Annotated in this window: 1 protein-coding gene; it reads left to right on the top strand. The window is 56.8% G+C overall.

The genetic code is table 11. The features are described 5' to 3' along the window. A partial coding sequence (locus tag JBE38_RS27595; protein ID WP_205345606.1) for an immunoglobulin-like domain-containing protein occupies window positions 1–213 on the top strand: 213 nt, incomplete at both ends.

Below are 213 nucleotides of genomic sequence, written 5' to 3'. Positions count from 1 at the left end.
TAATGAAGGTGGTCAGATTACGTACACCGCCACGCTTTCTAACAAAGCGGGTACTGACGTCACCCTGAAACTCGACAACGGTTCCACCATCACCATCAAGGCCGGTGACACCGTCGGCACCGTGACCGTCCCGGCACCAAGCGATGACGTGTTCATCGACAAGAGCACCCAGACCGTCAAGATCACCGACGCTACCGGCGGCAACTTCGAGAA

This window comes from Pseudomonas sp. ICBG1301 (genome assembly GCF_016918385.1).
Lineage (GTDB): Bacteria > Pseudomonadota > Gammaproteobacteria > Pseudomonadales > Pseudomonadaceae > Aquipseudomonas > Aquipseudomonas palleroniana.
The sequence above is the reverse complement of the archived record's forward strand: the minus strand, read 5'-3'. Positions and strand labels throughout refer to the sequence as shown.